The following is a 25,118-nucleotide window of genomic DNA, read 5'->3' as shown; positions in this document are numbered from 1 at the left end:
AGCGACGGGCGCAAGGCTGCGCCCGTCCGAGGCGTTACTCCGCCGACTGGATGCGCAGGTTACGCAGATCGTTGCCGGTCGGCGTCTGGTGCACGCGCAAACCGAACTCCGGCAGAACGGCAAAAATATGGTCAAAGATATCGGACTGGATCCTTTCATATTCCAGCCAGACAGTGGTGTTGGTAAAAACGTAGATCTCCAGCGGCAGGCCGTCCGCGCCCGGCGCCAGCTGACGCACCATCAGCGTCATGCCTTTATGCGTGTGCGGATGCGCCCTGAGCCAGGCCTCCAGCCAGGCGCGAAACGTGCCGATATTGGTCATGCGGCGGCCGTTCAGCGGCGTGCTGGTATCCAGACCGGCGTTATAGGCCGAAACCTCCTGCATTTTGCTTTCCAGGTAGGGCGTCAGCAGCTGAGCGCGCTTCAGTCTGGCTACCTCATCTTCGCTCAGAAAGTGAATGCTGGTGGTATCGATATTAATGCTGCGTTTGATGCGGCGGCCGCCCGACTCCGACATTGCTCGCCAGTTTTTAAAGGAGTCGGAAATCAACGCGTAGGTAGGAATAGTGGTAATAGTGTTATCCCAGTTGCGCACTTTTACCGTGGTCAGCGCGATATCCACCACCGAGCCGTCCGCGCCATATTTCGGCATATCCAGCCAGTCGCCCAGCTTCAGCATATTGTTGGCGGAGAGCTGGATCCCGGCCACCAGCCCCAGAATGGGATCCTTAAAGACCAGCATCAGCACGGCGGTCATCGCGCCCAGACCGGTCAGCAGCACCAGCGGCGATTTACCGATAAGCACCGAGATAATCATCAGCGCCACCAGCAGCGCGGCAATCAGCTTCAGGCTCTGGAAAATCCCGCGCAGCGGCATCTGGCTGGCCATGGCGCTTTTCTCCGACAGCTCCAGAAAAATATCCAGCAGCGAGAAGAACATCAGCAGGCCGAATACCATGATCCAGACCTCGCTAAGGATCATCAGCGCGCTGTAAGCCGGTTCCAGGCCGGAGAGAAACAGCTCCAGCTGGATTTGCAGAAAAACGCCCTGCATCAGCAGCGCAAAGCGGCTGAAAAGCTTGTTATCTATCAGCGATTTTGGCCACTGACGGCTCGATTTTTCCGCCATACGCCGCAGCAGAGGCAGCAGCACGCGGTGTAACAGGCCGTGCGCTATCAGGGAAATCAGCAGAATGACGGCCAGAACGGCCACGAGCGCAATCAGCGGCGCCCAGGGCACAGCGAACGCGTTGAGCTGCGCAAGAATAAAATGGTGCATATGGTTAGTTCCCTCTAATCAGGTCAGTCCAGAACGCGCGAAAACAGCGCGTTATGACGCAGAAGCAGACGTTCTGCGCGGCGTCAGGGTAGCCTGGCCGCTGTGGCAAAATCAAATCGGATTTTCCTCAGGGTTTTATGCTGCGCTATGGGCGTTATCACCCGGCAGGCGCGTTCAGGTTTTAGCCAGCTTTGCCGATAATCCGCGTAAGCGCTGACGAAATATCGCGCAATTCAACTATTCAGGCGCCGTTTTGCCACTGTTCTGTTTTGAGGAATACATTATGCCGGGGATACCAGTTCGTCTGTCAGGGAAATTGATCTTTGGCGGCATTTCGATGCTGCTGTTAACCATGCTGCTGGTTTGGTTCGCTATTACCCTGCGCGGACAGCCGCGCGTGGTCGAGGCCAGCAACAGCCTGATCCAGCAAACCGGTGAAAACATCGTGGGCCAGCTGAATCAGCAACTGCTGCGCATTGAAGGTGAAGTGGTGAGCATGGCGCGCCTGGCGGAAGTGCTGCCGCACCAGGAGACGCTGGTGAAAAGCGTGCTGCCGCAGATTATCGACAGCAAGGGCGATAAAAGCATTGCGGGCGGCGGTATCTGGCCGGAACCCAACGCCTTTACCGAAGGCGTTGCTCGACGTAGCTTCTTCTGGTCTCGTGGCGCAGGCGGCGCGCTGGTCTGGTCAGACGGCTACAACGAGCCGGGCAGCGCGGGCTACCATAATGAGAGCTGGTATACCTCTGCCCGGGAAGCGTCGCGCAGCAAATGCAGCTGGTCGGAAGTTTATCAGGATCCGATTTCCCAGGTGAATATGGTCACCTGTAGCGTGCCTTACGTGCAGGGCGAAAAGTTTGCCGGCGTGGCGACTTTTGACGTGCTGCTGGATAATCTTTCCGGTTTTATGCAGAGCCACGGCAATCTGACCGGCGGCTACGCCTTTGCGCTGGATGGCGCGGGCAACGTGCTCTATTTCCCCGGCGGTAAAGATAAGGCGCTGAAGAAGTTCAGCGCGCTGGCGGCGGAAAAACCCTGGCTGGCACCGGTGCTGAAGGGCATCGCGGAAAATAAAACCATGACTACCCTGAATCACATTCAGGATGGCGTACTGAATAAGCAGGCGCAGGTTACGCTGTTCAGGATGCCCGACACAGGCTGGATTATCGGCCTGGTAACGCCGCAGGCGAAAGTCACCGCGCTGGCGGATAATATCCTGCAGGATATCTTTATCGTGCTGATCCCGGCGCTGGTGGTTCTGCTTGTGCTGGTCTGGCTGTTTGCCCGTCGTCTGGCGGCAAGGCTGGAGTCAACCCGCGCGGCGCTGGATGAAATCGCCAACGGCGACGGCGACCTGACCCGTCGTCTGGCCACGGTCGGTAAAGATGAGATCGCCGAAATCGCGGTGTCGTTTAACCAGTTCGTCGATAAAATCGCAGGCGTGATCACCAGCGTACAGGCCAGCGGCGTCAACGTGGCCGCCAGCGCCAGTTCGCTGGCGGAAGGCAACCAGGCGTTCTCGGCGAAAATCAGCGATCAGGCGGCGGCGCTGGAGCAGAGCGCGGCGGCAATGGAGCAGCTCAACGCCACGGTACAGCTGAATGCGGAAAATACCCGTCTGGCGGACTCCTTTACGGAGCAGACGGCGCAGATCGCCCGCAGCAGCAGCGAGGTAATGAATCAGGTGATTGCTACTATGGCTTCGATCAAAACGTCCTCCAGCCGCGTGGGCGAAATCCTCAGCGTGATTGATGGGATCGCCTTCCAGACCAATATACTGGCGCTGAACGCGGCGGTGGAAGCGGCCAGGGCGGGCGAACAGGGGCGTGGCTTTGCCGTGGTCGCGGCGGAAGTGCGTGCTCTGGCGCAGCGCAGCGCCGCTGCGGCGCAGGAGATCAAAGCATTGATTAGCGAGTCCGACACCACGGTGCTGGCCGGCAGTCGGCTGGTGGAAGGCGCGGGCGAAAAGCTGGCGGGCCTGGTGAACGACGTGCTGAAAGTCAAAGAGGTAGTGGGTGAAATCCGCGTAGCGGGCGACGAACAGAGCAAAGGCATCAGCGAGGTCACCCTGGCGGTGTCGCAGATGGAGCGCGGCATTCAGCAGAACCTGCTGCTGGTGACGCAGACGGCGGAAAACACCGAAGCGCTGCGCACGGAAGCCGCCCAGCTGGCGCAGGATATCTCCGCGTTCAGAGTGGCCTGACGCTAACTAATAAAAACCCGGCATCGTGCCGGGTTTTTATTTTCGTTCCTGCATCGCTTTATGGAGAAGGGCGATGGCTTCAGGATAAAGGGTTACGCGATCTTTATCAGGCGTAATCCGGCCTGTAGATCAGCGTTTGCAGCCAGTCGTCAATCTCCTGCGGCTCTTCAACACCGGCCAAACCGTGCTTAAACAGGTAGCGTATCAGGCCGCTGGCTATGGCGATTTCCGTTTTAACGATATCGGCCTGGGAAGGATAGAGCTTGCCTTTTTCCCGCTCCGCCTTGCTGACCTGCTGTGCGCACAGGCGGGCCGCTTCGATAAACAGCTTGTCGTCCACGCGCGCCGGTCTGGCGGCGTAAATCGCCAGGCTGACCGCCGGGAAAATATAAAAATTATTCGCCTGGCCGGGATAGCGCGTTTCACCGTTAATTTTTTCTTCTCCGAACTGCACGCCCGCCGCAAACAGCGCCTTGCCGTCGCTCCATTCATAGGCCTGTTTTGCGGTACATTCCGCATTTTCGGTGGGATTGGAGAGTGCAAAAATGATTGGCCGGTCGTTCAGCTTACTCATCGCTTTTACCACGCCTTCGCTGAACAGCCCGCCCTGAGTGCTGACGCCAATCAGCATGGTGGGCTTAACGCGCTCAACCACTTTTTGCAGATCGCTTTCTGCGGGCATGTCGTGCGCATAGGCTTTTTGCGATGTATTCAGGTCGTCGCGCTCAGCGGTAATCAGTCCTTGTTTATCAAACAGCGTAATTGCCTGTTGCGCTTGTTTCCGATCGGCACCTTCCTGCACCATAGCGTCAACCAGCATATTGGCGATACCGGTGCCTGCCGAACCTGCACCGGCAAACAGCACGCGCTGTTCCGCCAGCCTGCCGCCGGTTGTCTCCAGCGCGGTCAGCAGGCCCGCAAGCACCACGCTGGCAGTGCCCTGAATATCATCGTTATACACCAGCGCCTGCTGCTGGTAGCGCTGGAGATAGCGGATGGCGTCGTCGCCCTGCCAGTCCTCAAAATGGATGCAGCAGCCGGGAAATACGTCGTTGACGGCGGCGACAAATTCATCCAGCAGCTCGTCCAGCGCCTGCTGGTCAAGCTTTGCTTCCCGCAGGCCGGTATAAAGCGGATCGTCCCGAAGCTGTTCGTTGCCGGTGCCGATATCCAGATGCACCGGCAGCAGCCCCTGAGGCGGCACGGCGGCGCAGGCGGTATAAAGCTGCAGCTTGCCCACCGGAATGGGCGCGCCGTTGGCGCCAATATCGCCCAGCCCTAAGATGCGGCCACCAGAGGTCACGCAGATAAAGCGCACCTCTTTTTGCGGCCAGTTACGCAAAACTTCTTTCAGTCGGCTTTTCATTTGCCGGGTCAGATACATGCCTTTGGGACGTCGATAGATATGGCCATATTTTCGGCAGGCGTCGGCGATAGTCGGATCGTAAACCAGCGGGATAAAAGTAACCGGATCGGACATCAGCGTGGCGTAAAACAGCGTTTCGTTGCGGTCAGCCAGCTCCTGCAAATAGATATACTTCTCAATATCGTCGGGTTTGTTGTCCAGATGTTCCAGCACACGCTGCATTTGCGTTGCCAGCGAATCCACCGCAGGCGGCAGCAGCCCTTCAAGATGCGCGTCCGCTCTTTCCTGCTGGCTGAAAGCGGTATCTTTATTCTGCGTGGCGGAAGCCAACAGGCGGTAGTCTGGTCTGGTCATCACATTCCCTTACTGGTCGCAATACATCAATTCGGTAAGCCTGGCTGAAAGCGCTTAACGTTGCTGGAGGGAAAATGTAACAAAATCAAAGAGGATAAACGGTAAGGGCAAAAAAAAACCTCGCCTTGGCGAGGTCAGGAACCTACTTAATATAGCTGCGGATAGCCTCAGCAATGGCTTTGTTCGGCCCGCGGTGATCCTCGCGCTGTTCCGTATCATCGGCCACTTTTTGCAGGTATTTATTCAGCTTGCCGCCGGTCGGCACGTTGCCATAGGCAATCAGCATCTGCACGATCTGCCTGAGCGCAAGTAGCTCGACGGTAAGACGTTCAACAACAGGATCTTTATCTGGCATCAGGGGGGACTCCGGTACGGTTTTCCAGTGACTTTATGGTGATTTTACGGCGGGCGCGTAAAAACCAATCAGTGGAATACCGCAGAATAACGGCGTCAAATCCTGGCGGTGCAGACGTCAGGAAAGATAAAGCACCGCGCCCGGTACCTGTAGCAGGGTGTAAAGCTCCGCAGAGGAAGGGTCAGCAAGCTCCTGCTGTAGCTGCGGTGAACGGTAGCGCATCACATGGATTTTCTTCAGCTGATGCCAGACCAGGATAGCGGAAACCGTCAGCGAGCAGGTATGGTCGCTTTGCAGACAGAGCAGCGTGTAGTGCCACTCCTCATCCAGCTCGTTGGAAAAAAACTGTACGCTTTCCGGCGGCAGCAGCGCGCGCAGATCCGGCAGCAGGAACTGGCTGACGTTCCGGGTAAGACGCAGGGTAAAAGTGGCGGTTCGCATAGAGCATTCCTTGTCGTTAGTCGGCCGTTGCAGGCGCTGAGGCGAGTATCAATCCCAATCCTTTGGCGTTAATCGTTAACTCAGTGAGCGGTGATTGACGTACAACACCTTAAACTATAGCGCTTACTATTGTTATCTGACTGATAATGAGACGCAATGGGATCCATCTGAACAGAGGTGATAATGAGAAATAATTTATTGTTTATCTGTGCCTTATTGGCAACCGGCTGTGCGCAGAATGTCAGTAAACCAGCCTCGCTGAACATGAAAAACCCGGCGGCGGCCTGGTGTATTGAGCAGGGCGGTACATCAGAGATCGTGAAAACGGCGCAGGGCCAGAGAGGCTACTGCACGCTGCCTGGCGGCGAGCGCATCGACGAGTGGCAGCTTTATCGACGGGATCATAAATAAAGGCGGGCTCAGCAAAGAAATGCCGGTAGTAAAGGGAATAACTTTATGTGCCGGCATTGCTGTACAACGCGGTTTATCTGTCTTGTAAAATTATAAAGGTACGTTTTTGCTATGCCGTAGTTGATTGAGTATTTTAAGGCAAAGCTGCAATGTATTTTTGAAGTCTGGTTGCGTATGAGTGAGTATTCGCGTCAACGCCTGCAGGCTCGTCATCCTTCGCCACCGACAATCTTACGCTGGCCGTGGGTCTACACAGTTGGATTTGTACCGGCTGGCTGACGTTATTGTTTTGATAAAAATAAATAAGCCTCGTTCAAGTGAATAATAAAAATGTATGAAATTCTGTATATTTCATCAGTTTTGTACATGCTCAGTCACGTCCTGGCTCTCATTTTTGATAAAAATACAAAATCAAAAATTCACGTGATTGAAGGAGGTTTTATACGGTTTTATCCCTAAGTTAAATTGATCTTTTGTTGCACACCCTTATTCCATAAGGTCTGAAAGGGCTATGCAATAAAATTCATACAAATCATAAAGATGATCTAATTTTGTTAAACCTTTTCTATGTAATATTTAGTTACATTATTTTGTTTTTAGTCATGCGCAAACATTCTTACACTCCGGCTATAAGGTCTTGTCCGAAAATCTTCGATTTCAGATAAAAGCCCAAAAAATATAGTGTCGATATGCTGGTGAATGGAATGCGCTCGCTTTTAATTCCGGGGTGTTGATTCTTGTCGGATGATGAGAACCGGGATGTTGTTCTGGCAGGGTTTGCCTTTTTTGTTAATTTCTCACTGGTATTGACCGTTTCTATAATTTCATAGAACAGGGACAGCCATGTCTGACTCTTCCTTTCAGTGCGAAATACCCAAGGCACGTATTAATTTAAAACTTGATTTGCATACGGGTGGAGCGAGCAAGAAAACCAAGCTCCCCCTGAAATTACTGGTTGCGGGCGATTTCAGCAACGGCCGGGAGTCTGCACCACTATCTGAGCGCAAAAAAGTTAATCTGAACAAAAATAACTTTGACTCAGTTCTTTCTGAATATTCCCCAAAAATAAATCTGACCGTTAAAAATACGCTTGCCGGTGACGGTTGCGAAGACAACGTCAGTCTGACATTCCGGAGCATAAATGAATTCTCCCCGGAGCAGGTTTCCCGACAAATCCCGCAGCGGTACGCGACTGGATGCGTGACACCGGCGATGTGCCGGAAAGCTGTTTTGCGGTGCAGGGCTATAGCGCAAGCCGTCCGATCGCAACCAATGACGCCCCGAAGGGCCGTGCACTCAACCGCCGTGTCGAAATCAGTCTGGTACCGCAGGCCAACGCCTGTCAGATATCGGGCAAAACCCTGGCGTCATCGCAGGATGATGACGCATCACAACACAATGGAGAGTAATTACATGGCAATTCCTGTTTATCTTTGGCTGAAAGACGACGGCGGCGCGGACATCAAAGGGGCTGTGGACGTTCAGGAGCGTGGCGGCAGCATCGAAGTGGTGGCGCAGGAGCATAACCTGTACATCCCGACCAACAATAACACCGGCAAGCTGACCGGTACCTGTATCCACACCCCGTTCCTGTTCACCAGGGAAATCGACTCGTCCAGCCCGTATCTGTATAAGGCGGTGACCACCGGTCAGACCCTGAAATCTGCGGAATTCAAGTGGTACAAAATCAACAACTCGGGCCAGGAAGTGGAGTACTTCAACACCAAACTGGAAAACGTGAAAGTGGTGAAAGTAAACCCGGTGATGCACGACATCAAGGATCCTGCTTACGAGAAGCATAACCACCTTGAGCAGATCGAGCTGCGTTACGAAAAAATCACCTGGACCTACAAAGACGGCAACATCATTCATTCCGACTCCTGGAACGAACGCGCCACCGCCTGATTACGCGTCATATTTCGCGCCGCAGGTGCGTTGGCTCGCTCCGGTCATACAGTTATCTATGTTCCCGGAGACTTACGAACTTGCCGCCTTCCTGCGACACGAACTCTTTAGCGTAATCCTCGTTTTTAAGCGGAGGGGATACCTTTCTGCTGTTTTGCTGAACGTCTGCAGTACGCGGGCTTTCAGCAAAGAAACCGACAAACTGTCTGCCAGCCTGACCTTGTGCGCTTTGGTCCCCTGAACAAAGGGAAACAGCGAGGGGCGGTAGCGTGACCAGGAACCGATAAAGAGAGAATCTCATGGAAAACCCGGCAAGCCTTCTTCGACGCCTTAATCCCTACTGCGCCCGTGCGATGGAAGGGACTGCCTCCCTGTGTCAAACCCGCACCCATGCAGAAATCCTGCCGGAGCACTGGCTGCTGACGCTGCCCGAACAGGGGGAAGACCATCAGAGGGTGGACATTCTTTCCCTTCGTCGTAAGAACAACCCGATCCTGGTTGGCGAGCCTGGCGTGGGTAAAACCGCGCTGACCGCCGCCTGCCTGCTGCCGGATACCGGCGCACGCAACGTCAACAGTCTGCTCAATCAACAAATTCTGCCGGTGCTGAGTCAGCAGTTGCTGACCCACATGGCTGCAAAACAGAAACCTCGGTCGTACGCCTTAGCTCGAGTGAGAAAGAGGGTATCGGACTGGAGTCTGGCCGTACACAAGGAGTGAACGTATGAGCATCAACTTGCCGATAAGATTCAGCCATAACCACCATCAGCTGGCGGTAAAAGAGTGCAGTTCGGAGCTTGATGTGCTGGCGTTTGAAGGAGATGAAGCCCTGAGCACGCCGTTCAGCTACCGTATTGAATTTACCAGCGGTAACCATGCCATCAGCAAAGAAATGATGCTGATGAAAGCCTCCTCCCTGACGCTGCAGGCCCCGGTTGACCGGGGTTACGGTATTAAAGTGCAGCAGCCAGTGCGAGTAATTCAGGGCGTGGTTACGGGCTTTGAACGTCTCAGTACCTCAAAAGATGAGACGCATTATGCCCTGACGCTCCGGCCACGCCTGGCCCTGCTTGACCGTTCACACCAGAACGCCATTTACCAGGACATGTCGGTGCCACAAATCGTGGAAAAAGTCCTGCGCGAGCGTCACAACATGCGCGGTCAGGATTTTCTGTTCTCGCTAAGTCGTGAATACCCGCAGCGTGAACAGGTGATGCAGTACGGTGAAGACGACCTGCACTTCATCACCCGCCTGTTGGGTGAGGTGGGTATCTGGTTCCGCTTTACCACTGATACGCGTCTGAACATCGACGTCGTGGAGTTTTACGACGGTCAGCAGGGGTATGAAAAAGGCCTGACGCTGCCATCGGTTCCGCCATCAGGACAGCATTCGGAGGGCGTGGACCCGGTCTGGGGCATGGAGAGCCACCATAACGTGGTACAGAAGCAGGTCTGCACCCGTGATTACAACTACCGTCAGGCCACGGATGACATGAACACCCGGGTCGATGCCACCCGCGGGGATGCCACCACCTACGGTGAGGCCTATCACTATGCGGATAACTATCTGACGGCGGGTGATACCCATGACCACCATCCGGCACCGGAGTCCGGGGTGTTTTATGCCCGTATTCGTCATGAGCGCTACCTGAATGGCCAGACGCAGACCCATGCCATCACCAGCTGCCCGACGCTCTCTCCGGGTCAGGTTCTGAAAGTCACCGGCGGGTACGAAGTGGCCGACGTGTTTGCTCATGGCGTGGTCATCACGGCGATGCACAGCCATGCGCGGCGTGATGAGGACTTCGGCGTCAGGTTTGACGGTATCCCGGACAGCACCGACTTTTGTTATCGTCCTGAGCCCGGTTCACGCCCGGTGATGGCCGGCACATTACCGGCCCGCGTCACCAGCACCATCGAAAATGATACCTACGGCCATATCGATAAAGACGGCCGCTACCGCGTCAACATGCTGTTTGACCGTGATAACCGGGAGACCGGGTTCGAGAGCCTGTGGGTCCGGCAGTCACGTCCCTATGCCGGCGATACTTACGGCCTGCACCTGCCACTGCTGGCGGGCACCGAAGTGGCGATTGGCTTTGAAGACGGTAACCCGGACCGGCCGTACATCTCCGGCGTGCTGCACGACTCGGCCCACGGCGACCATGTCACTATCCGAAACTACAAACGTAACGTCCTGCGCACCCCGGCGAACAACAAAATCCGCCTTGATGACAGTCGTGATCAGGAGCATATCAAGGTCTCCACCGAGTACGGCGGCAAGAGTCAGCTGAATCTGGGACATTTAGTGGATGCTGAGAAGCAGAAGCGCGGTGAGGGTTTTGAGCTCAGAACCGACAGCTGGGGAGCCATCCGGGCACAGAAAGGGATGTTCATCAGCGCTGATGGCCAGACGAAAGCGCAGGGCCAGGTGCTGGAGATGCAGCCGGCGGTCAGCAATCTGGGTAATGCCCGGGAGCAGATGACATCCATCTCCGATGACGCGCAGAAGGCGACCGCGAACCCGGCCGATCTCCAGGCGCAGGTCATGCTGCTGGAACAGCAGCTGACGGGCCTCAAAAAATCGGTGCTGCTGCTCAGCGCGCCGGAGGGTATGGCGATGACCAGTGGACAACATCTGCAGATGTCTGCTGGCCAGAACCTGATAGCCACTGCCGGTAAAAATGCAGACGTCAGCGTGGTGAAAAATCTGTTCATCGGAGTGGGTAATGCCCTGAGCGTGTTTGTTCGCAAGCTGGGGATCAAGCTCATCGCGAACCAGGGGCCGGTAAAAATACAGGCGCAGAATGATTTGATGGAACTGGTGGCGCGTGGGGAACTCAGTATCGTCAGTACGGAGGATGAAATCAAAATCATCGCGAAGAAGAAGCTGACGGTAAATGGTGGTGGGAGTTACATTACTCTGGATGTTAATGCCATTGAATCAGCGACAATGGGTGATTTCAGGACAAGGGCAGGACACTACGCCAGACAGACGAGAGCGCAGCATAAGCCTGATATTTCACCTTTAGCCAATGCTATCGACGACGGCAGCCACAATATTCGTTATTTGTGTGCTGATGATAATGGAATACCAATGTTGAATACTCCTTACAGGGCATTTTTGGCAGATGGCTCAGTGCTGGAAGGCGTTAGTGATGGTGAGGGGTATACGAAGCTGTTTACTTCTGCACAGACTCAGGATGTTTTTTTGCATATGATGCCGGGAGTTATTAATGCCTAAGTATAAGACCTATACAAAAGTTGAATCGAATGTTCCGGTATCCAATCTGTTTTACGATCTTAATGTATATAAAACGGATGCCAATAATAAAAAGCATGTTCTGCTGTCAGTGACGCAACAACCAATAGGTCCGAGTTATTATACTCAGCCTCATGATACGAATGAGACCGATGATGATTTGTCAGTGATCTACATTTTAGAAATTAACTTATACCGCAAACACGGCGGTAAGCTGATTTCGGTGCTTTCATCCCCAGCTAAAAAAATGTACACCCTTGGTGAAATGGCATCAGGGCAAGCATATTCTAAAAGTAAACGGGAAAATGTCTGTTATTTTGAGACTAAAGCTCAGACAAAACCCGTTGATGATAGCGGTAAGGATAACATACATAATGTGCAAATTACTTGCCTGCCAAGATTTTTTGTCTCCCTGGAACACCCAATTGGAGATCCATTGGACCCTTTTACAAAAAATATTGTAAAGAATGAGCTTGATGCCCGAAAGGCTGCTTCTCTATTAGGTCCGGAAGGAGAATATTATCCTAACCAGTATTACTCGATGCTATGTGGACCAGCAGCATTTTATTATTGTTTAATGATGGATCGATATGATGTTTATGAGCAACTAGTCTGGGACCTATGGAATCATGGTAAAGGAATGCTGGGATCTTTTTTACTTCAGCCAAGCGCTAATACAATGAAAGTAAGAGATTTGTTCGCAGGAATGAGCCATCCTCGAGTTTCCGCAATTGATTGGATTACCATGGCAAGCTTGCGTGATTCGTCTAATAATCTGTTAAAATATGAATCAGTCGGGGATAAAGTCTCCGCAATTACATTGTGGGGTGATATTGAAAAGTGGATGTTGAATGCAGGTGCGCATAAAATATTCAGTAATATAAGCATGTATCATAGCAATTTAAGTGATATTTGTAAGTTAAACTCATTAGTTAGTAATGATGTTCATATCCTAAGCTTGATCTCTGCGAGCATGCTCCTGCAAGGTGCAGATGTTCCATTCAAAGATCACTGGATAGTTTGGGATGGAGAGTTAAAATTAGTTGATGGACAACGAATTAATAACGAAACGAATTTAGAAGAACTTGTTTCGTTGCGGCTTTTTTCATGGGGTGAAGTTAAAGATAATTCACTCCGAACATCATTAACGTTAGGTGAATTTCTAAGCCATACCTTTGGGGGGATGGTATTTACAAAAATACCATGATTAGAATGAATAAATATCTCGCATTTTTTCTTTTTTCTTTGTTTTTGGCTGGATGTAGCAATAATATTATATTCGAGCCCAATGAGTTGCCAGACGGACATATTGGTCAGGAATATTATGTTCCAATTACTATCTCCGGAGGTACAGGGCCGGTTGTTGATTTGAGTTATGAGATTCATCCATCAAACTCGGGGTTGAAGTTAGTATTTTCTAAAAAAAAATATTATACAAAATATATATATAATAACTTTACCATACAAGGTAAGCCTAAATCACAAGGGGTTATAACAATCAGCATCAGAGGCGGTGTCGTCGCTAGTGCAGGGCAAGATTTTGAAAGAAAATATGAAGTTAATGTTTTAAAGTAAGCTAAGCCCAAAACTAATCTAGTTTCATGGGGGCACAGTAAAAAATCAAATTAAGTTAAACAAAGATTTGGAATATGTCCGCAAGCACATTTTGGGAGGCAGTGGTATTTAAACCACTGCGCTAAATGAAATATTTTATCTGTGTTTTGATTGTTATTGTATCTGGTTGCTCTGGTACTTACCCAACAATCCTGCCCGAAAAAAATGATCTTAAAGTTGCAACAGTTAATCACAAGTACCAAGATATCATTGAAATAAAAGGCGGGGCTGTTAATGAATCCAGCGTATCGGTGAGTATAATCCCGAACGACTCAGGGTTAGCATGGAATCCGGAAGAAATAAAATATAGTTTTGGTGGAGAGGATGGAGTAAACAAAGATTACCATCGCATCATCATATCTGGGATCCCGAAAAAGTCAGGTGATTATCGCGTAACTGTTTCTGGGTTTACTCTTGGCACAATGTATTCCGGTAAAGACTTTTATAAGCAATATACGATAAATATCAAATAGTAACTGACTTAATGCATGTCTGTTTTTCTAGAGCATAATTTCTCTGCCGATGTGAAGGAATACCATGAGCAGTAATCCCCCGATAAGATTCAGCCACAACCACCATCAGCTGGCGGTAAAAGAGTGCAGTTCGGAGCTTGATGTGCTGGCGTTTGAAGGCGATGAAGCCCTGAGCACGCCGTTCAGCTACCGTATTGAATTTACCAGCGGTAACCATGCCATCAGCAAAGAAATGATGCTGATGAAAGCCTCCTCCCTGACGCTGCAGGCCCCGGTTGACCGGGGTTACGGTATTAAAGTGCAGCAGCCAGTGCGGGTAATTCAGGGCGTGGTTACGGGCTTTGAACGTCTCAGTACCTCAAAAGATGAGACGCATTATGCCCTGACGCTCCGGCCACGCCTGGCCCTGCTTGACCGTTCACACCAGAACGCCATTTACCAGGACATGTCGGTGCCACAAATCGTGGAAAAAGTCCTGCGCGAGCGTCACAACATGCGCGGTCAGGATTTTCTGTTCTCGCTAAGTCGTGAATACCCGCAGCGTGAACAGGTGATGCAGTACGGTGAAGACGACCTGCACTTCATCACCCGCCTGTTGGGTGAGGTGGGTATCTGGTTCCGCTTTACCACTGATACGCGTCTGAACATCGACGTCGTGGAGTTTTACGACGGTCAGCAGGGGTATGAAAAAGGCCTGACGCTGCCATCGGTTCCGCCATCAGGACAGCATTCGGAGGGCGTGGACCCGGTCTGGGGCATGGAGAGCCACCATAACGTGGTACAGAAGCAGGTCTGCACCCGTGATTACAACTACCGTCAGGCCACGGATGACATGAACACCCGGGTCGATGCCACCCGCGGGGATGCCACCACCTACGGTGAGGCCTATCACTATGCGGATAACTATCTGACGGCGGGTGATACCCATGACCACCATCCGGCACCGGAGTCCGGGGTGTTTTATGCCCGTATTCGTCATGAGCGCTACCTGAATGGCCAGACGCAGACCCATGCCATCACCAGCTGCCCGACGCTCTCTCCGGGTCAGGTTCTGAAAGTCACCGGCGGGTACGAAGTGGCCGACGTGTTTGCTCATGGCGTGGTCATCACGGCGATGCACAGCCATGCGCGGCGTGATGAGGACTTCGGCGTCAGGTTTGACGGTATCCCGGACAGCACCGACTTTTGTTATCGTCCTGAGCCCGGTTCACGCCCGGTGATGGCCGGCACATTACCGGCCCGCGTCACCAGCACCATCGAAAATGATACCTACGGCCATATCGATAAAGACGGCCGCTACCGCGTCAACATGCTGTTTGACCGTGATAACCGGGAGACCGGGTTCGAGAGCCTGTGGGTCCGGCAGTCACGTCCCTATGCCGGCGATACTTACGGCCTGCACCTGCCACTGCTGGCGGGCACCGAAGTGGCGATTGGCTTTGAAGACGGTAACCCGGACCGGCCGTACATCTCCGGCGTGCTGCACGACTCGGCCCACGGCGACCATGTCACTATCCGAAACTACAAACGTAACGTCCTGCGCACCCCGGCGAACAACAAAATCCGCCTTGATGACAGTCGTGATCAGGAGCATATCAAGGTCTCCACCGAGTACGGCGGCAAGAGTCAGCTGAATCTGGGACATTTAGTGGATGCTGAGAAGCAGAAGCGCGGTGAGGGTTTTGAGCTCAGAACCGACAGCTGGGGAGCCATCCGGGCACAGAAAGGGATGTTCATCAGCGCTGATGGCCAGACGAAAGCGCAGGGCCAGGTGCTGGAGATGCAGCCGGCGGTCAGCAATCTGGGTAATGCCCGGGAGCAGATGACATCCATCTCCGATGACGCGCAGAAGGCGACCGCGAACCCGGCCGATCTCCAGGCGCAGGTCACGCTGCTGGAACAGCAGCTGACGGGCCTCAAAAAATCGGTGCTGCTGCTCAGCGCGCCGGAGGGTATGGCGATGACCAGTGGACAACATCTGCAGATGTCTGCTGGCCAAAACCTGATAGCCACTGCCGGTAAAAATGCAGACGTCAGCGTGGTGAAAAATCTGTTCATCGGCGTGGGTAATGCCCTGAGCGTGTTTGTTCGGAAGCTGGGGATCAAGCTCATCGCGAACCAGGGGCCGGTAAAAATACAGGCGCAGAATGATTTGATGGAACTGGTGGCGCGTGGGGAACTCAGTATTACCAGCACTGAGGATGAGATCAAAATCATCGCGAAGAAGAAGCTGACTCTGAATGGTGGTGGAAGCTATATCAGGATTGATGCAAGTGCGATTGAATCTGCTACTGCAGGTGAATATCGTACGAAAGCAGGACACTATGGGCGTAAGGCAAGCGCATCAGAAAAGGTCACGCTGCCTGTATTTCCTGTAATGGAACCTGGCGAACAAAGTTTACGTTTTGCTTTCCCTGGTGCCGATAGTGTCATTCAAAGTATGGACTGGATGACAAATCAGCCATACAACATTACTGACAGCAATGGGAAAATCCTGTCGACCGGCACAGTAGACAGTTCAGGTCGCTTCCCGAAAATAGTGCTTCCTGAAAGCGATACATTAAACTTAATCATAGGGCGAGAAACCTGGGTTAAAGAAGAGCTTCCAACATCAGTTGCAGAGGCTGAGGTAGATAGTGCGGAAGATATAGAATCACTGGAGCCTGATACTGATTCGGATGATACCGAGACAGCTGAAAGTCATACTTCTGCGCTAACTGAATCAATGATTGCAAAACTATTAAATTTAACTACGACAGGATGAACTATGTTAAAGGAAATTTGGAAGTCTATTTTTTGCTTTATAATCGTGCTTTCTGGCTTTAGTGCATCTGCAACTTGCCTAAAGGAAGGGGATAAAGTAAGTCTCACAGGAGTTGTTAGCGAAGAATTATACTACGGCCCTCCTGGCTGGGGAGAGGATAAAATCAATGATGAGAAACTATATGAGTGGATATTGCATTTAAAACAGCCACTCACATGTGTAATAGACGCAGATACTGACAATCAAAACTGGAATCAGGACGTTCAGTTGATAATGCATGATAGTAATGAGTATAAAGTAAATAAAAATCTTCTTGGGAAAAGTGTCACTATTGATGGTGTAATATTTCTTGCCGAGACCGGATATCACATGACGCCAGTTTTATTAGATGATGCCAGGTTTGAAGTTGCGAGCAAATAGTAGAGAGGATTAATTAAAATGCGCTTTATAAATGCTATCTATCATGCATCGACGAAAACGGTAGAATATGAGTCATCGAGTGGCACAAGATTGTTAAAAACTGGGGGCTCACTGAATTGGCGATTCAATAACCCAGGGAATCTCATTTCTGTAAAAAACCAGCAAGGAAAAATCGGTGTTGGGGTTGTCTACAATCCAGGAAAACATTCATTTGCTATATTTTCTAGCATAGAAGCTGGTGATAATGCAAAACGATCTCTTCTTAAAAGAAAATATAATGATTATACTATTCCAGAAATGATGGAAAAATATGCACCGTGGAGTGATGGTAATAACCCTGAAGCTTATGCCGATTTTATCATGTCTGAAAGCGGGGTCGCCAAGGGGGAGAAAGTAGGAGATCTTGACGATACAAAATTCAGTAAGGTAATCAAGGCAATTAGCAAAAAGGAAGGTGGCTTGAAGCCGGGCACTGAAAAATGGGTGTATGTGACAAATGTGACTGTTTCTGATGGCTCTCGACCAGTTGCTGATGTGCCATTTAAAGTGACACTAGGAAGCACTAGCTACGAGTGGAAAACAGATGCTTACGGCAAGCTCAAGACAATCATCCATACGAAACAAGGAATGGCTATTGTTGTCAAATATATGAATTCTGCTGGAAAAGAGGATGTTGTTTATTCAGGTGTTGCTGGGGATGAAACGAAAAATATACTGCTTACAAGAAAATTTTCGCAATTCTCTGCAAAAACACTTTCCGAGACTCCCGAAGCTCCACGTGAGAAGAGCACTCAGAAGCCGATTGAGTACATAGTCATGTCAGGTGACACTCTCTCGAAAATTGCCGAACGTTATAAGTCAAACGCTGATGAAATAGCCAAAAACAATAATATAAAAGATGTGAGTAAGATCTTTCCAGGTCAGCATTTGACGATATATGGTGTCAATGCTAATAGTCATTCGATCTATACCGTTGCTCCAGGGGACACTTTGGCGAAGATCGCAGAAAAAAATGGTGTGAATGTTGAAGATATTGCGCGGCAGAATAATATATCAGATCCTAATAAAATATACCCGGGACAATCAATTTCTATAGACAAAAATGGTAGTAACACTGCGGGCGAGACCAAAAAATCAGCAGTTAATCCACCAACCTCAAAAAAAGTGAGTAAACAACAGAAAAAAAATAGCGAAATCAATACTCATAAGAAAGCGCTAGAACCGGTTGGAGGAAAAAATTCTGGTAATCCGATTGCGTTACTCCCTCATGATCAGAGAGAGGCTCCATGGATGAATATAGCACTGAGTGAGGCAAAAAAATGGCATGGGACTAAGGAAAACCGTATCACTAGTAATTACCATGCATTAATAGGTCATGGATGGTTAAAAAATCTAGTTGGAACATTAAATGCCTGGTGTTCGTCTTTTGTAAATTATTGTTTTCAAGAGAGTGGGTATCATAAAACAGTTCCAGACCCGTATCGTGCAATTTCTTTTTTTAGAGATAGGGGCAATTTTTTTGAGATCAAAAAACCTATTTACGGTTGTGCCGCATCATCAGGACATCACGCAACTTTTGTATATGGCAAATCGAAGTCGGGAGCATTAATTTGCTTGGGAGGGAATCAAGGTGACACGATAAAATTCTCTCCCTTTAATGGTTTGAGATTTTTTTTACCAGTGGCATACAAAGGATATTACGAGTCAAACGCACATAAAGAATTAGAAACCTTTGATGTAAATGAGCTCAATGAAATGATTGGTATTCATTCCAAAACAACTGGACGTGAGAGTACAAGATGATTCTAAAAATAACACTTACTTTAATTTTGGTGGCTTTACCTGTAATTAGTGGTTTTGCATCTACCCTTACCAAGGAGTTTGATCGCCCGGATGGTACTCATAAGGTGAAAATTGATATTAACGAAGAAAATTTTGGCAACATTAAAAATGCAAGAATTACCGCTTCGGAATATGTAAGAGACAAAAAGATATGGAGTCTTGTCGATTATGTAAATAAATGCCCGCTTGATATAAACATGGCTTTGATTAAGGACTCGTTCGAGATTAAAAAAATCAATGGCTCATTTGATGCAGTGTTATTTTCTTATACCATAGGTTGTGTGGGTGGTCTTGATCCAGTTACTGTAAAATATTTTGCTTACGAAAATGGTGTGAAACATTCTCTTCGAGGAGAAGAACGGATGATTACACCTAATGGGGTGATTGATGATAATGTTAAACCGGTGCCTGATACTAATTTGAAAAATAACATCCTATTATATAAATACATGACCAGTAACTGGCATAAAGCGTCAACGGTTGTTCTGGAATAAATCTGTTTTGATTAAGTATTTAGTAAACCTGGCAGGCCAAAATGAAAGTAGCAACAGTGGTGATTTGGAACCTAATTATTACTTTTACGTTTGTATTATCCCAATCAGCTTTTGCAAGTTCTGAATCCTTCCAAAAGGTATGGAATGATAATTCCGGTAAACATGTTCTAATTATAGATAAAAAACTTGATAGCAAAGACGGTGGAGTGGCCTTACTTGTTAAACAAGTCACAGGGAACAGTAACGATTGGAACCTTAAGGATTTTGTCAGAAACTGCGACGAAGATATAAAATTAGATATTTTACCTGATTCTGTCGAGGTGAATAAAAAATTTTCTGATGGTGTGGGAACCATTTTATTTGCCTACAAAATAGGGTGTGTTGGTGGGGTTGACCCTGTAACTGTAAAATATTTTGCTTTTAAAGATAGTGTAAAATATTCGTTAAGGGGAGAAGAGCATATTATTGTCGGTAGTGAAGGATTCGGTGGGGAGAAGATTCCAGTGCCTGATTTCAATCTCAAGAATGACAAATCTCTTCTGAAATACATGATGGGAAAATGGGATTCTATTTTCACAACAAAAGTGAATTAAATCGTGTGGTTTTAAGTCATAAATCTACAGAGGAGCCATTTAGCTTAGTGATATTTTTAAGGAGAGAGGGTGAGGTGGTTTATAGCGATCGTTTTGCTTTCTGTGATTTCATTTAATGCTTGTTCGGTTGATGTTGAACTTATTGAAGATGACGCAATTGGTATAAAATAAAAGTCAGTAGTTAAAAAAATATATTTGGATACCATAGTTAATGGTTATAGAGTTAAATGTGACGGTTCAAAAATAGTCATATGGGAGAAGCCAAAAAGATAAATGAAGAGAACTCTCAAACTACCAATATAATACTAATTAATCTTAACGCTCTTATAAAAATATAGAGAAAAGTGTTAGTGATGGTGTTTTCGATGTGAATTATCTGAGGTCTATAGCCCTTGCATATCTTGATAATAACCAAGGTTTTTTATAGATCTGGCTAATGGGGATTTTATTGGAATTAGCTCAGCATTCGATTCTTTAAGCGATAATGATTTTGAATTATGCACTGGATATAAATCATGGCAATTCAAAAAGTATAGATGATTTTGATTGTTTTAGATAATTAAGTAAGCAAAGGATAATCATGCCATATACACTTAAATATTTACCAGAACGCTATCCCAGACCTAAGCCTCTAAAATTTTCTCGTTGGCTTATTGCTCTGGTTGCCATGCTTTCGGTCAGTGTTATATTAATGCGTATATTTGGGCGTTATGTTGAAAATCTGTATTTTTGGAAAATTTCTTTAGGTGTGCCTGTTGTTTTGTGGAGTGTTCCGTTTGCTTCTTGTCTGCTCCTGTGGGCATTGCAGGATAGCAAAGCAAATGCTTTCGACAAACAGCGAGAACAATGGATTCTTCGAGAAACCCGTAATGCACGTCGTGCACTGCAGGTGCTGAATGCAACATTTATTACCGGCCACTCATTAGTTGCTCAGAAAGATACAGCTATTGCCATGCAAAATAACGATAGTATTATTGTTTCGCAGGTCGACCGGGATGGTAATGAAAGCTCCAGGATGAGCCAAATTTCTTCTAGCCCGCAGGACTCGCTAAAATTCGTAATAACGAATATTTTTTCGAAGTTGATTACTGGCATTCCTTTCGCACGAATCCCTGACAAAGTACCACTGGTAGTATTTTTTGATGTAACAACATCGCTGCCTCTGGAGAGTATTCGCCATTACTGGGATGAGGCCTGGCAAAAGAACAATATTACTCTTTCTGTTGAATATGGTGAAGGGAGTGGGCTCAGTGTAATTGACCGCTGGTTGAATGAACGCATTAAAGATAAAGCCATGTTATTGATTGTTGGCCTCCAGATTGACCCGGTTGTTTCAAACAATACTGCTGAAGCAGCCGTTGCTCTGCTTCTTGGCAACCGCCTGACCCAGGAGGCGCTCGAGCCTCTCGCGTTGCTGCACCGGCCGGATCCTGCTCCATCAGGTGAACTGCGCGAGGGGATGAACATGGCCGCCTGGAACGTCCCGCTCAAAGAAAATATCGTGAAAAATTTATGGCTTGCCGGTCTTACGGGTAAGCAGCGCGCAGAGGTTATCGAGTGCCAGAATGCTCACCCTGCGCAGTCTGTAGAGGACGAAGCCGTCATTTCGCTCGATATATCCATGGGACATGCCGGAGCCGCAGCCCCCTGGCTGGCTATCGCTGCCGCCACTGAAATCGCCCGACAAACTCAGTCACCACAGATGATTATCTGCGGAGATACCACACAGAATGTGCTGTGGAGCACGCTCATTACCCCGATTGCTTCCCGACAGGAGATGGATCCGTGAAGCTACCTTTAGCACCGAAGACTACGGAAGGCCGCTATCTTGCTGTCGCATTGATTTTCTTTTTGCTGTTAGCCGTTATGACGTTCATGGTCTGGAAGCATCCGGATATTGCCGGGATTGAAGACGGTAGTCAGCAGCAAATTTACTGGCTTATCGCTGGCGGATGTATTTCAGGCTGTGCCCTAATCGTATCAGTGGTGCTTCTGGCGGCAGTACGTAGTGCCGGTAAGCAGGAGTTTAATGCGCTTGTCGACAATACCAACGGTGATGATGAGAAAAAGAAACGGGAAAATGATAAAGCGCCTGTTCATCCTGCGGTGGCCATGTGTGACAGGATTCGGGGGCATCTCCGCTCCCGTATTGGCCTTTACTGGCGTCGTAAAACCCGCCTGTTGCTGATTACCGGTGACGAAGCTGCGATTGAACAGCTGGTACCCGGCCTGCAACAGCAGCAGTGGCTTGAAGGCAACCGTACCGTGCTGATTTACGGCGGGAGCCTGACTACTGAACCGGACAAGGAAAAATACACCGCGCTACGCAAACTGCGTCGCGGACGGCCACTGGACGGTATTGTTCGAGTGATGCCACAGTCGTTTAACCTGACACCACAGATAAGCGATAACGATTTGCGTGCACTGGAAAAAATCAGTGGACTGCTCCGTTATTCCGCCCCGGTCTGGCTGTGGCAACTGTGCGACAGCAAGTGGTCGCAGGCAAAACGCACTGAACAGACGGTAGGTGCCAGTTTCCCGCTGCGTGCTAAGCCTGACGAAATTACCCACCAGCTTGAGCTGATGCTTCCAGCCCTGCGAACGCAGGGGATGAGTCAGGTCGCTGAGAACAACGGCCACGACTTCCTGCTGCGCCTGGGCCAGCACCTCAAAGACGGCGGTATCGCCCGCTGGACTCAGCAACTGGTGCCATGGCTGGCAGCCTCCCAACAGCGCGTTCCGCTGCGTGGCCTGATGTTTAGCCTGCCGGAGAATAAACCCGCCGCTATCGCAGGAGAAACAGCCGGTGCTGCACCTGCCGACGCTGAGAAATATATCCCGGAATCACAACGCCATGCGCTGACCCTGCCGGTGACCTGGCAGGGGATCGTTGATGACTGTACCCGCGTGCGTGGCCGCCGTGTCGGTATGGCGCGGGAACAGACGCTGGCCTGGACACTGATGGCCATTATCGGTGTCTGGGGGGCGGGGACGTTGCTGTCGTTTGCGGTCAACCGTCTGCAGATTGTCTCTGTGGCGCAGCAGGCGCATGCTCTGGTGGAGCATTCTTCCGTATCGGATTACCAGCTGACGGCTCTGCATATGCTGCGTAATGACGCCGGCCGCCTGCAGCAGCATATTGAGGATGGTGCCCCTTGGTACCAGCGCTTCGGTCTTGACCATAACCAGCAACTGCTCGATGCGTTGCTGCCCTGGTACGGTGTGGCAAACAACCGCCTGATACGTGACCCGGCGAACGAGGCGCTTACGCAAAAGCTCAGCGCGCTGGCAGGCTCTGTACCCGGCAGCGACCAGCGGGCACAGCTGGCGAAGCCGGGCTATGACCAACTGAAAGCCTGGTTAATGATGGCCCGTCCGGATAAAGTCGACGGCGCGTATTACGCCCAGACCATGAAAGCCGTGCAGCCGACGCGGATGGGCATTTCAACCGGCCTTTGGCAAAGCCTGTCGCCGGACTTGTGGGCCTTCTACATCACCGAACTGCCTGAGCAACCACAGTGGAAAATCAGGCCGGATGCGCAGCTGGTGAGTCAGAGCCGCCAGGTACTGTTGCAGCAAATTGGACGGCGTAACGCCGAAAGCACCCTGTATGAGAACATGCTCAAATCGGTACGTCGTAACTTTGCCGATGTGTCTCTGGAAGACATGACCAGCGGTACCGATGCGCGGCGACTGTTCACCACCGAGGAAGTGGTGCCAGGCATGTTTACCCGCCAGGCGTGGGAAGGGGGCATCCAGCAGGCTATCGCAAAGGCTGCAAATTCCCGCCGGGATGAAATTGACTGGGTGTTGAGCGATTCCCATAAGGCCATATCAGCTGACCTGTCACCGGAAGCCCTGAAGGCGCGTCTGACGCAACGCTACTTCACCGACTTTGCCGGCAGCTGGCTGAGCTTCCTCAACAGCCTGCGACTTAACCAGGCAAACAACATTGCTGACGTTACCGACCAGCTGACGCTGATGAGTGATGTCCGGCAGTCGCCACTGATTGCCCTGATGAATACCCTCGCCTGGCAGGGGCAGACCGGCCAGCAAAGCGAAAGTCTTTCGGATTCCATCATCAAATCGGCTAAAGATCTCGTAGGCGGAAAAGATAAACCCACGATTGAGCAGTCTGCGTCAGGGCCGCAGGGGCCGCTGGATGAAACCTTTGGTCCACTGCTTCAGCTTCTGGGTAAGAATAAAGGCAGTAACGTCATGTCGGCTGACACCTCCCTGAGCCTGCAGACGTATCTGACCCGTATCACCCGCGTGCGTCTGCGACTGCAACAGGTGGCCAGCGCCTCAGATCCGCAGGCGATGATGCAGATCCTGGCGCAGACCGTATTCCAGGGCAAAAGCGTGGATCTGACAGACACTCAGCAATACGGCAGTCTGATTTCGGCAAGCCTTGGCGAAGAGTGGAGTGGTTTTGGCAACACGATGTTTGTGCAGCCGCTGACCCAGGCCTGGGAGACTGTGCTTCAGCCGTCGGCAGCCAGTCTGAATGATAAATGGAGCCGCTCGGTTGTCGCGAACTGGCAAACTGCTTTTGACGGGCGTTTCCCGTTTGCGGCCAGCAAAAGTGATGCTTCTTTACCCATGATGGCTGAATTTGTGCGTAAGGACAGCGGACGTATAGAGCGCTTCCTGACCACGGAACTCAGCGGTGTGTTGCACAAAGAGGGCAGCCAGTGGGTACCGGATAAGGTCAACAGCCAGGGGCTTACCTTTAACCCGGCCTTCCTGCGGGCCATTAACCAGCTGAGCCAGCTGTCAGACATTCTGTTCACCGATGGCAGTCAGGGCATCCGCTTTGAGCTGCAGGCGCGTCCTGTACCACAGGTGGTGGAAACTCAGCTGACTATTGATGGACAAAAGCTGCACTACTTCAACCAGATGGCCGACTGGCAAAGCTTCCGCTGGCCGGGAGACACTTACAAGCCGGGGACTATGCTGACCTGGATCACGGTCAATGCCGGAACGCGTCTGTTCGGGGATTACAGCGGGGCCTGGGGCTTTATTCGCTGGCTGGATCAGGGCAAGCGCCAGCAGCTTAACCGTAGCCAGTGGATGATGAGTTTCACCGCGCCAGATGGTCGCACGCTGCAGTGGGTACTGCGTTCACAACTTGGAAAAGGTCCGCTGGCGCTACTGGATCTGCACGGTTTCACGTTACCGGATCAGATATTCAGTGTCGACAGCGCGGCTACCGCTCAGGCGCTGATGGCCAATACCGGAAACAGTGACATGGATGAAGTCGAATAATAAGCACTCTGCAAAATCTGGTCGCTGCCTGTCAGACTAACGACAGCAACAGGCACACGCACGGAAAGCTGGCAG

18 protein-coding genes and 3 pseudogenes are annotated in these 25,118 nt (G+C 50.4%); 17 read left to right on the top strand and 4 right to left on the bottom strand.

Annotation, left to right across the window (positions count from 1 at the left end; genetic code table 11):
- Nucleotides 1–34: 34 nt before the first annotated feature.
- Nucleotides 35–1,279 carry a mechanosensitive ion channel family protein gene (locus AB6T85_RS12685; RefSeq protein ID WP_253459568.1) on the bottom strand — a complete coding sequence of 415 codons (1,245 nt, stop codon included), beginning with the start codon at nt 1,277–1,279 and terminating at the stop codon, nt 35–37.
- A gap of 283 nt (nt 1,280–1,562) precedes the next feature.
- On the opposite strand from AB6T85_RS12685, the gene AB6T85_RS12680 reads away from it, so the two are divergent.
- Nucleotides 1,563–3,482, top strand: a complete 1,920-nt coding sequence (locus tag AB6T85_RS12680) for a methyl-accepting chemotaxis protein (protein WP_253459572.1) — start codon at nt 1,563–1,565, stop codon at nt 3,480–3,482.
- A gap of 106 nt (nt 3,483–3,588) precedes the next feature.
- Here the strand turns inward: AB6T85_RS12680 and AB6T85_RS12675 are convergent, their stop codons facing one another.
- The 3 genes from AB6T85_RS12675 to AB6T85_RS12665 form a co-directional block, all read right to left on the bottom strand.
- Nucleotides 3,589–5,202 (bottom strand): NAD-dependent malic enzyme, encoded by a 1,614-nt coding sequence (locus AB6T85_RS12675; RefSeq protein ID WP_369895756.1) that lies wholly within the window; start codon nt 5,200–5,202, stop codon nt 3,589–3,591.
- 142 nt (nt 5,203–5,344) lie between these two features.
- Nucleotides 5,345–5,557: a hypothetical protein gene (locus tag AB6T85_RS12670; protein WP_125290841.1), complete on the bottom strand. Its 213-nt coding sequence runs from the start codon at nt 5,555–5,557 to the stop codon at nt 5,345–5,347.
- A gap of 117 nt (nt 5,558–5,674) precedes the next feature.
- The gene (locus tag AB6T85_RS12665; protein WP_369895755.1) at nt 5,675–5,998 is read right to left on the bottom strand and encodes a hypothetical protein; all 324 of its coding nucleotides are present in this window, start codon (nt 5,996–5,998) and stop codon (nt 5,675–5,677) included.
- 183 nt (nt 5,999–6,181) lie between these two features.
- Here AB6T85_RS12665 and AB6T85_RS12660 point away from each other — a divergent pair, with 183 nt between their 5' ends.
- The 16 genes and pseudogenes from AB6T85_RS12660 to AB6T85_RS12585 all read left to right on the top strand — a co-directional run bounded on the left by AB6T85_RS12660 (nt 6,182) and on the right by AB6T85_RS12585 (nt 25,043).
- A complete protein-coding gene (locus AB6T85_RS12660) occupies nt 6,182–6,409 on the top strand; it encodes a putative hemolysin (protein ID WP_369895753.1) in 228 nt (75 codons plus the stop codon).
- A gap of 843 nt (nt 6,410–7,252) precedes the next feature.
- Nucleotides 7,253–7,531 (top strand): annotated as a pseudogene (locus tag AB6T85_RS12655) (type VI secretion system contractile sheath small subunit); the annotation flags it as partial.
- A gap of 59 nt (nt 7,532–7,590) precedes the next feature.
- Nucleotides 7,591–7,818: pseudogene (locus tag AB6T85_RS12650) on the top strand (OmpA family protein); the annotation flags it as partial.
- A gap of 4 nt (nt 7,819–7,822) precedes the next feature.
- The gene (gene tssD / locus AB6T85_RS12645) at nt 7,823–8,314 is read left to right on the top strand and encodes a type VI secretion system tube protein TssD (protein ID WP_369895876.1); all 492 of its coding nucleotides are present in this window, start codon (nt 7,823–7,825) and stop codon (nt 8,312–8,314) included.
- Nucleotides 8,315–8,838: 524 nt separating this feature from the next.
- Nucleotides 8,839–9,041: pseudogene (locus tag AB6T85_RS12640) on the top strand (ClpB D2-like domain containing protein); the annotation flags it as partial.
- Entirely contained in the window at nt 9,038–11,557 is a 2,520-nt protein-coding gene (locus tag AB6T85_RS12635) for a type VI secretion system Vgr family protein (protein WP_369895752.1), read from the top strand. The pseudogene AB6T85_RS12640 and the gene AB6T85_RS12635, both read left to right, overlap by 4 nt.
- A complete protein-coding gene (locus AB6T85_RS12630) occupies nt 11,550–12,782 on the top strand; it encodes a hypothetical protein (protein WP_369895751.1) in 1,233 nt (410 codons plus the stop codon). The genes AB6T85_RS12635 and AB6T85_RS12630 overlap by 8 nt, the downstream gene beginning before the upstream one ends.
- A 5-nt stretch (nt 12,783–12,787) precedes the next feature.
- Entirely contained in the window at nt 12,788–13,150 is a 363-nt protein-coding gene (locus AB6T85_RS12625; protein WP_369895749.1) for a hypothetical protein, read from the top strand.
- A 125-nt stretch (nt 13,151–13,275) separates the two neighbouring features.
- Nucleotides 13,276–13,662 (top strand): hypothetical protein, encoded by a 387-nt coding sequence (locus AB6T85_RS12620; RefSeq protein WP_369895748.1) that lies wholly within the window; start codon nt 13,276–13,278, stop codon nt 13,660–13,662.
- A 64-nt stretch (nt 13,663–13,726) separates the two neighbouring features.
- Entirely contained in the window at nt 13,727–16,426 is a 2,700-nt protein-coding gene (locus AB6T85_RS12615) for a type VI secretion system Vgr family protein (protein ID WP_369895747.1), read from the top strand.
- Between the two features lie 3 nt (nt 16,427–16,429).
- Nucleotides 16,430–16,846, top strand: coding sequence for a DUF4431 domain-containing protein (locus AB6T85_RS12610; RefSeq protein ID WP_301253295.1), 417 nt, complete (start codon nt 16,430–16,432; stop codon nt 16,844–16,846).
- An 18-nt stretch (nt 16,847–16,864) separates the two neighbouring features.
- Nucleotides 16,865–18,649, top strand: a complete 1,785-nt coding sequence (locus AB6T85_RS12605) for a LysM peptidoglycan-binding domain-containing protein (RefSeq protein WP_369895745.1) — start codon at nt 16,865–16,867, stop codon at nt 18,647–18,649.
- Entirely contained in the window at nt 18,646–19,182 is a 537-nt protein-coding gene (locus AB6T85_RS12600; protein WP_301253478.1) for a M949_RS01915 family surface polysaccharide biosynthesis protein, read from the top strand. The genes AB6T85_RS12605 and AB6T85_RS12600 overlap by 4 nt, the downstream gene beginning before the upstream one ends.
- A 41-nt stretch (nt 19,183–19,223) precedes the next feature.
- Nucleotides 19,224–19,775 carry a M949_RS01915 family surface polysaccharide biosynthesis protein gene (locus AB6T85_RS12595; protein ID WP_369895743.1) on the top strand — a complete coding sequence of 184 codons (552 nt, stop codon included), beginning with the start codon at nt 19,224–19,226 and terminating at the stop codon, nt 19,773–19,775.
- A 580-nt stretch (nt 19,776–20,355) separates the two neighbouring features.
- Nucleotides 20,356–21,564: a KPHS_23130 family T6SS system protein gene (locus tag AB6T85_RS12590; protein ID WP_369895742.1), complete on the top strand. Its 1,209-nt coding sequence runs from the start codon at nt 20,356–20,358 to the stop codon at nt 21,562–21,564.
- Entirely contained in the window at nt 21,561–25,043 is a 3,483-nt protein-coding gene (locus tag AB6T85_RS12585) for an ImcF-related family protein (protein ID WP_369895740.1), read from the top strand. The genes AB6T85_RS12590 and AB6T85_RS12585 overlap by 4 nt, the downstream gene beginning before the upstream one ends.
- The last annotated feature ends 75 nt before the right edge of the window (nt 25,044–25,118 follow it).

The sequence above is a fragment of the Erwinia aeris genome (genome assembly GCF_041224955.1).
Lineage (GTDB): Bacteria > Pseudomonadota > Gammaproteobacteria > Enterobacterales > Enterobacteriaceae > Erwinia > Erwinia aeris.
The sequence above is the reverse complement of the archived record's forward strand: the minus strand, read 5'-3'. Positions and strand labels throughout refer to the sequence as shown.

What these genes read in the sequence shown, in the direction of transcription:
- AB6T85_RS12685 (WP_253459568.1), bottom strand. Translation starts at nt 1,279, where the DNA reads ATGCACCATTTTATTCTTGCGCAGCTCAACGCGTTCGCTGTGCCCTGG.
- AB6T85_RS12680 (WP_253459572.1), top strand. Translation starts at nt 1,563, where the DNA reads ATGCCGGGGATACCAGTTCGTCTGTCAGGGAAATTGATCTTTGGCGGC.
- AB6T85_RS12675 (WP_369895756.1), bottom strand. Translation starts at nt 5,202, where the DNA reads ATGACCAGACCAGACTACCGCCTGTTGGCTTCCGCCACGCAGAATAAA.
- AB6T85_RS12670 (WP_125290841.1), bottom strand. Translation starts at nt 5,557, where the DNA reads ATGCCAGATAAAGATCCTGTTGTTGAACGTCTTACCGTCGAGCTACTT.
- AB6T85_RS12665 (WP_369895755.1), bottom strand. Translation starts at nt 5,998, where the DNA reads ATGCGAACCGCCACTTTTACCCTGCGTCTTACCCGGAACGTCAGCCAG.
- AB6T85_RS12660 (WP_369895753.1), top strand. Translation starts at nt 6,182, where the DNA reads ATGAGAAATAATTTATTGTTTATCTGTGCCTTATTGGCAACCGGCTGT.
- tssD (WP_369895876.1), top strand. Translation starts at nt 7,823, where the DNA reads ATGGCAATTCCTGTTTATCTTTGGCTGAAAGACGACGGCGGCGCGGAC.
- AB6T85_RS12635 (WP_369895752.1), top strand. Translation starts at nt 9,038, where the DNA reads ATGAGCATCAACTTGCCGATAAGATTCAGCCATAACCACCATCAGCTG.
- AB6T85_RS12630 (WP_369895751.1), top strand. Translation starts at nt 11,550, where the DNA reads ATGCCTAAGTATAAGACCTATACAAAAGTTGAATCGAATGTTCCGGTA.
- AB6T85_RS12625 (WP_369895749.1), top strand. Translation starts at nt 12,788, where the DNA reads ATGAATAAATATCTCGCATTTTTTCTTTTTTCTTTGTTTTTGGCTGGA.
- AB6T85_RS12620 (WP_369895748.1), top strand. Translation starts at nt 13,276, where the DNA reads ATGAAATATTTTATCTGTGTTTTGATTGTTATTGTATCTGGTTGCTCT.
- AB6T85_RS12615 (WP_369895747.1), top strand. Translation starts at nt 13,727, where the DNA reads ATGAGCAGTAATCCCCCGATAAGATTCAGCCACAACCACCATCAGCTG.
- AB6T85_RS12610 (WP_301253295.1), top strand. Translation starts at nt 16,430, where the DNA reads ATGTTAAAGGAAATTTGGAAGTCTATTTTTTGCTTTATAATCGTGCTT.
- AB6T85_RS12605 (WP_369895745.1), top strand. Translation starts at nt 16,865, where the DNA reads ATGCGCTTTATAAATGCTATCTATCATGCATCGACGAAAACGGTAGAA.
- AB6T85_RS12600 (WP_301253478.1), top strand. Translation starts at nt 18,646, where the DNA reads ATGATTCTAAAAATAACACTTACTTTAATTTTGGTGGCTTTACCTGTA.
- AB6T85_RS12595 (WP_369895743.1), top strand. Translation starts at nt 19,224, where the DNA reads ATGAAAGTAGCAACAGTGGTGATTTGGAACCTAATTATTACTTTTACG.
- AB6T85_RS12590 (WP_369895742.1), top strand. Translation starts at nt 20,356, where the DNA reads ATGCCATATACACTTAAATATTTACCAGAACGCTATCCCAGACCTAAG.